The organism is Paenibacillus sp. GCM10027626, from assembly GCF_042676285.1.
Taxonomy (GTDB): domain Bacteria; phylum Bacillota; class Bacilli; order Paenibacillales; family Paenibacillaceae; genus Paenibacillus_Z.
The window spans coordinates 1-10,746 of sequence record NZ_JBHTHC010000050.1; the positions used below are offsets into that span (position 1 = coordinate 1).

The following is a 10,746-nucleotide window of genomic DNA, read 5'->3' on the forward strand; positions in this document are numbered from 1 at the left end:
GGTTGCTGCATCCGGCGGCGGAGAGTTTACTTCCATCGATAATGACGAAGCGCTAAAAAATTATTTGAATAAGGTGTATGAAAAATTGCGCGGCGAGTGGACGCGATGGATAGAAAAAGGAACAGGGGAAGCCAATATTCAAAAAGAAACGAAGCAGGGAACGCTCAATAGGACACGGGAAACGATGCAGCGTCTGGCAAACCAAGAAAATTCGAATTTGCTGGCGGCCCTTGAGTATATGAAAACGAAGAAAGAAAGTGATGTCCCCTGGAGTGATATCTATAAAAAAATTAACGAACGCAAAAGTTTCACATCGCGTTACGCAGACGAAACAGGGAGGCGTTTATATAACGAAGTTTCCCAAAACGGTAAGCAGGTTTATGACGGTATCAAGGATGAAGGAAATAAGAATATCGATGATTTGACGGATAAAATAAAGAATTAGACCAAAGCAAGTAAGGGGGACAAACGATCGCATGTATCATACCGTTTGTTGAAGGTTGAAATAATTTTATTTCGAACATATGACCCCAAATACCGAGTCAAAGAAAAAAGGAGTGAAATTATGAAGAAGAAAATAGGACACGTTACAATTTTGGTAAAAAACTATGACGAGGCAATTGATTTTTATACCAAAAAAGCAGGGTTCATTTTATTAACAGACAATGCTTTTGGGAATGGAATGCGATGGGTCACAGTCGCACCGTCAAAAGATTCTGAAACAGCGATCGTTTTTGTTGAAGCCGATACAGCTGAAAAAGCGGCAAGACTCGGCACTCAAGCAGCCAACCACGTTTTCTTGGTCATTCAAACCGATGATTGCTATCGAGATTTTGAGAAAATGAAGTCAAACGGTGTCAATTTCTTGGGTGAACCGAAAGAGGTACCGTGGGGAATTGAGGTTATCTTCGAAGATCTCTACGGAAATCGGCTGGATCTTCTCCAACATAATGGATTTTAAAAACAAGTAGAGCCACTCGAAAGAGTGGTTTTATTTCCTTACACCATTTGTAAGTGTTTCTAGTCTTTTATACTGGTTATAATGTGTATAGCTCAATTCGATTATAATTTCGGAAAATGTAATAAGAAAGGAGCGTTATACAATGGCCAGACAAGGAAAATTACTAGAAGTTCAAGACTTACAAAAAAACTACGGAAAGAAAAACAATGTAACAAAAGCTTTAAACGGAGTTAGTTTTGATATTCTCCCAGGAGAATTCTTAGGAATAATGGGACCAAGTGGATCTGGTAAAACTACATTATTAAACTGCATTGCAACAATAATAAAACCAACATCTGGGCGTGTACTTTTAAATGGTAAAAACATCAGTGCTTTTGACAGTAAGGATTTAGCTGAGTATCGCGGTAGTCGAATTGGATATTTGTTTCAAGACTTTGAATTGCTGGATAATCTAACTGGACAAGAAAATATACTATTACCATTATCTATTCATGGGGTGAATTTTGCAAAAGCACGAGCTAAATTAGATGAGCTAGCAGGTTTTTTAGAAATTACAGATATCCTTAATAAATTCCCATCTCAGATGTCTGGGGGACAAAAGCAAAGGGTAGCTGCTGCACGTAGTTTGATTTCTGATCCAGATATCGTTCTTGCAGATGAACCGACAGGAGCATTGGACACACGTTCTGCAAGAACATTAATGAATAAGTTGGAAGGTATTAATAGAAGTAGTGAAAGAACTATTTTAATGGTCAGCCACGATCCTAATGCAGCAAGTTTTTGCTCAAGAATCCTTTTTATTCAAGATGGTGTAATATTTCATGAACTGCGTCGCAAACATGATGAGTCTCGCGAGAAATTTTATGAAAGAATCTTGCAATTAATGGCTCAGCTTGGAGGAGGAAGTGCGAATGTTCTCTAGGCTGATCTATCGTAATGCTAAACGTAGTCGTAAGGAGAATTTAATTTACTTTGCAACACTTGTAACAGCAATAGCCTCGTTTTATATCATTCTTTCACTTGGTAGACAAGATGTTATTTTATTCCTGAAGGAATTTGAAAGTGATTCGATCGATAAACTTTTAGCTCAAATGCCAATTTTTTATCTATTTGCGTTATTTTTATTGTTTTTCTTGATTTTATTTGCTAATCGGTACCAATTAAATCGAAGGAGTAAAGAGTTTGGGCTCTACCTCATGTTAGGAATGCGCAAGGAACGCCTTGTTCTTCAACTTTTAGCAGAGGGGTTAATTACTTCTATTTTGGCACTCGTTGGAGGCATTTTAATAGGCGGATTTTTAGCAGAAATAATCAGCTTGACGGTTTCTAAATTAGTCGGACAAGGAATTATCGGTCATCAAATAAGCTTTTCGATAGGTGCGATTTTCTTTACCATAATCGGTTTTTTATTCATCCAGTTTATAGCACTAGTCATTCTTGGTGGAAGGTTATTTAATCAAGAGGTACATCAATTACTTTATGAGCAAATGGATAAGAAACAAGATATGGGGCATTTTAAAGGCAACGTACTCAATATTTTAGCAGGTTCTCTCTTACTAGGTGTTGCATATTGGATTATTTTATATCGTTTTATGGATTTTGCAGGACTGTTTCTGTTTGTGGCATTGGCTCTCGGAAGTTTAGGAACGATCCTTTTTATGAGGGGATTTGGAAAATTACTAGGCTTATTGGCAAGCTTGTCCGAGCGTAAATCCACTAAAGGGCTGCACACATTTACATTAAGGCAGTTTCAAGAGAACATAGCTAATAAATCTACTTCTGTTGCTGTAACATCTATTCTAATCACGTTGTCTATCATTTTGATAGCAAATGGTGCTTCAACTATCTTAAGTTTAGAAAGTGTTTTTACTAGGAGTTCCTCGGTATATGATTTTACTGTTAATGGGGATAATCAAAAGGTTGAGCAATTTCTTACTTCAAAAAAAATGGTATCATATGTAGAGGACTTAAACCTCCTGAAAATTGGAAAGATGAAACATCAGGGCGAGCGGCTGGAAGATGGTATGCCGTTGTCATTAATTGATTGGTCTAAATTAAGAGAGCAAATTATTATGGCTCTGCCAAACAACTATAAAGAGCAAGTTTTATCTGGAGAAATGCAGGGGTATAGTGTCAGCTCGGAAAACCCTGAAGCACTTAATCTGTTTGGGGTCCTAGAGACGGATACAACAACACCTTACCTCATTCCTGAATCATCTTATAACGGACTTTTAGAAGCTATAGGGGAAAAACCACTGAACCTACATTCAGATGAAATTGCTTTATATTTTAATCCGGATTTTATGCCTATGGATGATCTAGCAAGCATGCCTGTACTAGATAGTATTCTTGAAAAGGCTGAAAAAGAAGGGCAAAGTTTGATAAGCATTAATGATCAGGCACTATTTATACGCCCATCAACTCCAATGAGAGGATTAGTAGCAGACCGTTCAGTACGAATTTTTTCAGCATTTATAGTCCCTGATCCTATGTTTGCACAATTATTAAATACGGAAACTTATGTGTCATATTGGAATTTTCGCATCCCACAAAAGTTGCAAGACCAACAAGGTTTAATGAACCCCATGATGGAGGCTAGAGATTTATTAAAATCTTCAGGCTTCGAGTTTGAAAGTTATTTACAAAACTTTGGACGTAAACTTTTCTACGTTGTTACTGGAAGTTATACGATACTATATATGGGATTCTTATTTTTAATTATTGCCTGTACGGTATTAGCTTTACAATTTTTGACGCAGATGAAGCAGACAGGACAACGCTATTTAACGCTTTCCATGTTGGGGGCAAAACGTAATCAAATGAAAAAATCGATGCATAGACAGGTGTTGTTGTCCTTTCTGTTACCTATATCTCTTGCATGCGTGAGTGGGGCTGTTGGTATAAGGGCTATGATTTCTTTTGTTATTATTCACATTGATGACAAAGCGTTACTTTATCCTATTGCCTTTACCTTTGCATGTATGGTAATCGTAATTTTAGTCATTTATGGAGTAGCAGTTGCCCGTTCAGCTGATCATGAGATAGATAAATTGCGTTGGAAGCCAAATATAGACTAAGGAACCGTTAAATGTCACATCGAAGGGGGTGTTGAAGTGGCGAGGATTACAATCGTTGAAGATGATTCATTTATGAGAGAAGAGTTAATGGATATATTGCAAAAAGCTGGTTATGAAGTGATGGCAATTGCAGATTTCCATGATATAGTTGCTCAAATAGCCACTTTGACACCAGACTTAGTCTTATTAGACATTAATTTACCGGAACAATCAGGTTTTGAAATATGCAAAAGTCTAAAATCAAAAGGGATTGGACCCATATTGATTCTTACATCTAGAGATAAGTTACAAGATGAATTACATGGTTTTAATTTAGGTGCAGATGATTATCTCACAAAACCATGTAATCGAGATCGATTATTAGCGCGCATTCAGAACCTGCTAAGAAGATTTGAAGGGCAACCAGGCTTGATAGATGGTGGCAGTTTTTCGCTAGACCCCAATACCTTTACTTTGTATAAGGGATCTCAATCGTTATTATTATCAGCTAATGAAGGAAGAATTTTATTGGCTTTAGTACAGAATAAACCTGAGATTGTATCCAAGTCAACACTGAGTGAACTTTTATGGGGAACAGACCAATATATAGACGAAAATGCACTTCAAGTAAATCTCACTCGCTTACGAAAAACACTGCGACAATTAAACTTGGAAAATCAAATTGAAACAATAAGGGGTCAGGGCTATAGACTTAGGGGGCAAGTGAAACCATGAGATGGATAAAGCAAATCTATGATTGTTTTAATGCTTATAAACTATGGTTTCTCATTTTAATTACTACAGATCTTCTATTTAGCTTTTTAGCTTGGTTGGCTTATCCCGAAACGTTTAATGTTTTAGTAGGACTCATGATTGTTTTTACTCTAGCAATGATAGCGTTGTCTGTATTCATTATCATTAGAAAGCAAAAAATAATAGAAGCTGCTTTTCAAGATTTTTTGTTAGAACCGAATGAGACGAACGAAGAAATATTATGTCAGGTATCTCCTAAAACACATTGGTCATTTATCCGTAGAATGGGAAGTGTCATAAGAACATATCAGTCGGAACTTAATGATCAAGTCATTGAGTTAACCGATTATGAAAACTATATAGAAGGATGGGTTCATGAAATTAAAAAGCCTCTGTCATTAATGACATTGGTATTAGATAACCGTAGTGACGAAATGTCTCCTCTTGTTAGGCAACGAATGTTTCATGTCAGAGATCAAATGCTTGGAGACGTGGAGCGAATTCTATTTTTTGCAAGACTTGGAGCTGCTCATAAAGATTATATTTTTGAGTCTATAAACTTACTAGCATTTTGTAAACAGACAATTGAAGACCATCGAACATTACTAGATGAATCCGGTTTTCAAATACAGTTCATAGGTGAAGAAATGGGAATTTTTTCTGACCGCAAAGGATTAGCTTTTATATTAGAACAAATAATCGCTAATAGTACGAAACACGTTGCACAGAATCAGGATAGTCCAATTTTGAAATTTGAAACGGTTTATGACAAAGTGAGTGATCAAACCATTCTACATATTAGTGATAATGGACCTGGCGTATCTGAAGAAGATTTACCATTTATTTTTGATAAGGGCTTTACTGGAAGGAGAGGTACTTATACAAGACAAGCAACAGGTATGGGACTCTTCTTAGTGAGCAAGATGGCTTATGATTTAGCAATTCAGTTGGATGCAAAATCAGAGCTTGGTTCGGGGTTGACCATATCGCTAATATTTCCAAATGTGAAACAATAAGCTATCAATATGGTTGAGAGGGGATTGAGTTTCTTTTCGGCAGTAAAAAAAGGGAAGAAGCTGTTCATGACCGATCTGGTTCATGGACAGCTTTTTGTGCGCTTGGCAGTGAAACCGACTAAGGAGTGCAAGGGTCAATCGTTAACCTTGCCGCGATCATGCTTGTTTTTTTCCTTGTTCTTCTTCTCTGCTTTCTTGCGTTCCTTTTCCTTCTTCTTATCCTTGCCTTTCTCTTTATGTTTGTCTTTTTTCCCTTTTCGTTCCCCGTGTTTGTCGTCCTGATTGTCGTCCTGTTTGACGCCCAGCTTTTCATGATCGTTGTCGCCGTTTCGTATCTTCACATCTTTTACCTTATTGCCATTCACTTCAGGAAACGCGATAGCCGGCTCGCCTTCGAGCGCTTTGGCCATCAACGCCTGGAAGACGGCTGCAGCCGCCTTGGAAGTGGTCGTCAAGTAATGGTCGCTGTCCGTTTTGTCGTAGCCGAGCCAGACCGCGCCGACCAGCTGCGGCGTATAGCCGACGAACCAATTGTCCTTGATGCCGCCATCGGTTCCGGGCATCTCGGTCGTTCCAGTCTTGCCTGCGACCGGCCGGTCCGGGAGCGAGGCCGCGACGCCCGTACCTTCTCGCACGACGCCCTCCAGCATCGCTGTCATGGTGCGGGCGATTTCCGGTTCAATCACCTTCACGGCGGCTTGTTGGCCGGCGTCTGCCAGAACAATGCCGTCAGCGGACTCGATGCGCTCGATCGTATGGGCCGGCATACGGGAGCCGTCGCTGGCGAACGTTCCGAACGCTTCTGCCATAGCTAGCGGCGAAACGCCCTCCTGAAGGCCGCCAAGCGCAAGACTGAGCGTACGGTCTCCTTCCGCCAGTTCCAGTCCGAATCGTGCGGAGGCGTCCAGACCGGCGTCGATTCCGATCTCATGGAGCAGCTTGACCGCCGGAATATTGTACGAACGAACCAGCGCTTCGTATAATGATACTTCGCCGTAGTAACGTCCGCCGGCGTTTTTGGGCCGATAGCCGCCAAAGTCTACCGGTTCATCGACGATCGTATCGCTCGGCTTGTAACCTCGCGCAAGCGCCGGCGCATAAACGGCGATCGGCTTCATCGTTGAGCCCGGCTGCCGCTTCAACTGCGATGCGCGGTTGAAGCCGCGAAACGGCTGCTCACCGCGCCCGCCGATCAATGCCCGAATCCCCCCGTCCCTGGGATCGACCAGCACTGCGCCGCTCTGAATGAGCTGGTCCGGCTTGCTCTCCGGGAACAACGACTCGTCTGCATATACACTTTCCGCCGCTTGCTGCATGCCCGTATCAAGCGCAGTATAGATACGAAGCCCGCCGCGCAGCACCTCGTTTTCCGTCAATCCGTATTTAGCGACCGCTTCGCGAATCATTTGATCGACATAATACGGATATTTCATCGCCGACGCTTCATCTGATTTGGCGACGGCCAGCTTCACCGGCTCGCGAGTGGCGATTTCGTAAGCGGCGGACGTGATTTTTCCTTGTTCCTCCATTAGACGAAGGACCAGATTACGCCGCTCCTTTGCTTTCTCCGGATGCTTGTAAGGCGTCAGGGCAGATGGCGCTCGAATAAGACCCGCCAGCATAGCCGATTCCGAGAGCGTCAGCTTGTCAACCGCTTTGCCGAAATACGTCTTGGCAGCCCGTTTAATTCCCCAGGCCCCTTCGCCAAAATAGATTTGATTGAGGTACATTTCCATAATTTTGTGCTTGTCGTAGCTTTCTTCGATTTTCTTCGCGAGCAGTACCTCGTTCCATTTGCGCGTCCAGGTGCGCTCGTGGGACAGAAAGACGTTTTTGGCAAGCTGCTGCGTGATTGTACTCCCGCCTTGAGCGGTGCCGCCTGCCGTCAAATTCACATAGAACGCCCGGCCGATCGCCCGCATATCCATCCCTTTATGGTCGAAAAAACGCTTGTCCTCTACAGACGTCACCGCATCGATCAGCGGCTTCGGCAGCATGCCGTATTCGACGGGTTCGATCTCGCTGCGTGACAGCCGCTCCACTTCCTTGCCGTTGCGGTCGTACAATATGGTTGCCGCCGGAAGCGGCTTATCGAGTTGGCTAATATCTTGCGCGGCCACCAGCAGGCGGAATCCGGCCCAGCAGGCGATTGCTGCTGCCGTGACCGCGATGATCGACAGGAAAAGCACTGAACGCCAGGACGGTCTTTTCCACTTTTTAAACCTTTTCTTGGAGTTCTTCGTTTTCTTGATTTCCGGTTCCATTGCCTTCCTCCTGTTGCTGCCTGAACGGTTACTACATATAAACTACATTGTTCGCAGCGACGGGCCGATTTGGGTACGTGGGACCATAACCGGAATAGAGAATAAAGTCAGTCAAATTTAAGGCGCAACCCGATAATGATAGATAACATAGATGATGTTATAGTATTCGCAAGAAGTTTAGCAGATGGCCTGATGCTTGATCTGTTGAGAGGAGTACATGTAACGTGGAAAAGCAATGGAAAGCCAAGTGGGTGCAAGACGCCGATTTTAGCCACCTGCAGCCCATCCCCTGTTTTCATAAGGAATTGGAAATGGTAGAGAAAGCTGAGCATCCGCCTGCTTTGCAAAATCGGCATATGCTCGTGCGCAAAACCTTCGAGCTGTCCAAGCTGCCGCAGTCGGCGGTGCTGGAGCTGACAGCGGACGATTATTATAAGCTTTATGTGAATGGGGCATTTGTCGGTCAGGGTCCTGCACAGGGTCCGTATTTCCACTACTACTATAATGAATTCAACATTTTGCCCTTCCTGCGCGCAGGCCGGAATGTCATTGCGATCCATGTCTTTTATCAGGGACTCATTAACCGGGCTTACAATAGCGGCGATCTGCGGCAAGGGTTAATTGCAGAGCTGACCGCCGATGAACAGGTTGTTGTACAGACAGATGCCACGTGGAAATACAAAAACGCTGAGCAGTTTGTATCCGGCGGTACGGTTGGCTATGACACACAATTTCTCGAAAATATCGATCAGCGCCGCGCAGAAATAGGCTGGCGTGAGCCGGATTATGACGATCGCCAGTGGCGTCATGTTGTAGAGGCGGAAGCTGCAGATTATAAGTTTGTCCGCCAGCTGACTCCGCCGCTCACAGTATATGAGGTGAGACCACAGCATATTTACGAGCTGGGCGCGGGCCATTACATGATTGATTTCGGTCATGAGCTGACTGGACAATTCAAGATGACTGCTCGCGGGTCAGCCGGACAGACTGTCAATATTTTTGCGGGTGAAGAGCTGAATGAAGATGGCATTACGGTCAGATATGAGATGCGCTGCAACTGCACATATCAGGAGCGCTGGACGCTGGCCGGGCAGGCAGCCGGGGAAGAGCTGGAGCTTTATGAGTATAAAGCTTTTCGCTATGTGGAGGTACAGACAGAAGCGGAGGCCGACCCGGCCAGCTTTAGTACCATTGTGCGTCACTATCCAATGGATGACAGCTGCCAATTTTCCAGCTCCAATGCTTTGCTTGATGCCGTATGGTCGATTTGTCGCGAAGGCATCAAGTACGGCACGCAGGAAAACTATGTGGATTGCCCGTCGCGAGAGAAGGGGCAATATTTGGGCGACAATACCGTTATTACGCATGCCCATGCCTATTTATCTGGCGATCTGCGGATGTTCCGCAAAGCATTGACCGATTTTGCTGTGTCGACCAGCATTTGTCCGGGGATGATGGGGGTTGCGCCAGGCCACTATATGCAGGAAATCGCCGATTTTTCGCTTCAATGGCCGCTGCAACTGCTGCAATATTATCGCCAGAGCGGCGACTTGGCCTTTTTGCGGGAGATGTATCCGTATGTAACAGGGCTGCTGGATCATTTCAAGCGCTATGAGCGGCTGGACGGCTTGCTGGAGCTTGTAACGGACAAATGGAATTTAGTCGATTGGCCTGTAGGAATGCGGGATGGCTATGATTTTGAGCTGTCCTTGCCAGTTGGACCCGGTTGTCACAGTGTCATCAATGCATTTTATATAGGTGCTGTGCAGGCCGCGGGGGAGATGCGCAAGCATGTTGCGGCAGAAGGGGAGGGGGAAAGTGAGGCTGCCCATCTGGATCGGCTTATTGCTGCCTACAATGAAACCTTCTTCGATAAAAAAGCGAAGCTTTACTGTGACGCGGCAGGAAGCAGCCATCATTCTCTGCATGCGAATGTGCTGCCCCTTTATTTTGGCATCGTTCCGGATGCGGCGGTCGCTTCTGTCGTTTCGCTGATTAAGCGGAAGAAGCTGTCCTGCGGCGTATATATGGCCTACTTTGTATTGGAAGCGTTGGCGTCGGTTCAGGAGTATGACGAAGTTTATCGGCTAATCACATCTGATGAATTGCATTCATGGGGCAATATGGTGAAAGAGGGAGCGACGACATGCTTTGAGGCGTGGTCCAAGGATTTAAAATGGAATACAAGTCTATGTCATCCTTGGGCGAGCGCTCCCGTTCCGGTCATGATCGAACATATTATTGGCTTGCAGCCGGCTGAGCCGGGATGGACGGCAATTCGCTGCGAGCCGCATATTCCCGCAGAGCTTGACCGCGTATCGCTGCAGCTGAAGGTTCCGGCCGGTATGATCTCATTCCATTATGAGAATGGCGCATACAAACTGCAAGTTCCTGACGGTGTACAGGTAGTGTAATTAGATTTTAGCTGCCACCTGGTGTTTGTACTCGCTCGGCGAGAGCTGGAAGCGGGAGCGGAACAGCCGATTGAAATGGGTATAATGGGTTTGTTGTAGAAAATACAACATTCGAACCCTCATTCTACCGTTTTAGCCGCAAATGTTGTACGTTGTGCAGGCCTGTTGATTATCCAATATTTAGGGTCGCATTTTCAAGAAACTGGTAAGCAAAACTAGCCATTCCGATGGTAATTTGTCCAGCTCAAATAACCGATCAAATTCGGCAAAAGTTAACTTCGC

The 10,746-nt window shown here is 44.1% G+C and carries 7 protein-coding genes and 1 pseudogene; 7 read left to right on the plus strand and 1 reads right to left on the minus strand.

Features of this window, described 5'->3' with window-relative positions:
* The 6 genes and pseudogenes from ACFQ0N_RS38025 to ACFQ0N_RS38050 form a co-directional block, all read left to right on the plus strand.
* Nucleotides 1–445, plus strand: a pseudogene (locus ACFQ0N_RS38025) (vWA domain-containing protein); the annotation flags it as partial.
* Nucleotides 446–565: 120 nt separating this feature from the next.
* The gene (locus tag ACFQ0N_RS38030; RefSeq protein ID WP_379335673.1) at nt 566–961 is read left to right on the plus strand and encodes a VOC family protein; all 396 of its coding nucleotides are present in this window, start codon (nt 566–568) and stop codon (nt 959–961) included.
* A 142-nt stretch (nt 962–1,103) separates the two neighbouring features.
* Nucleotides 1,104–1,883: an ABC transporter ATP-binding protein gene (locus ACFQ0N_RS38035; protein WP_379335676.1), complete on the plus strand. Its 780-nt coding sequence runs from the start codon at nt 1,104–1,106 to the stop codon at nt 1,881–1,883.
* Nucleotides 1,873–4,038 carry an FtsX-like permease family protein gene (locus ACFQ0N_RS38040; RefSeq protein WP_379335678.1) on the plus strand — a complete coding sequence of 722 codons (2,166 nt, stop codon included), beginning with the start codon at nt 1,873–1,875 and terminating at the stop codon, nt 4,036–4,038. The genes ACFQ0N_RS38035 and ACFQ0N_RS38040 overlap by 11 nt, the downstream gene beginning before the upstream one ends.
* A gap of 36 nt (nt 4,039–4,074) precedes the next feature.
* Nucleotides 4,075–4,752: a response regulator transcription factor gene (locus ACFQ0N_RS38045; protein ID WP_379335680.1), complete on the plus strand. Its 678-nt coding sequence runs from the start codon at nt 4,075–4,077 to the stop codon at nt 4,750–4,752.
* Complete coding sequence (locus tag ACFQ0N_RS38050; protein ID WP_379335682.1) at nt 4,749–5,786, plus strand: sensor histidine kinase; 1,038 nt, start codon at nt 4,749–4,751, stop codon at nt 5,784–5,786. Before ACFQ0N_RS38045 ends, ACFQ0N_RS38050 begins: the two co-directional genes overlap by 4 nt.
* A gap of 134 nt (nt 5,787–5,920) precedes the next feature.
* Here the strand turns inward: ACFQ0N_RS38050 and ACFQ0N_RS38055 are convergent, their stop codons facing one another.
* Nucleotides 5,921–8,050, minus strand: a complete 2,130-nt coding sequence (locus ACFQ0N_RS38055; protein ID WP_379335684.1) for a transglycosylase domain-containing protein — start codon at nt 8,048–8,050, stop codon at nt 5,921–5,923.
* A gap of 224 nt (nt 8,051–8,274) precedes the next feature.
* On the opposite strand from ACFQ0N_RS38055, the gene ACFQ0N_RS38060 reads away from it, so the two are divergent.
* A complete protein-coding gene (locus ACFQ0N_RS38060) occupies nt 8,275–10,464 on the plus strand; it encodes a family 78 glycoside hydrolase catalytic domain (protein WP_379335686.1) in 2,190 nt (729 codons plus the stop codon).
* The last annotated feature ends 282 nt before the right edge of the window (nt 10,465–10,746 follow it).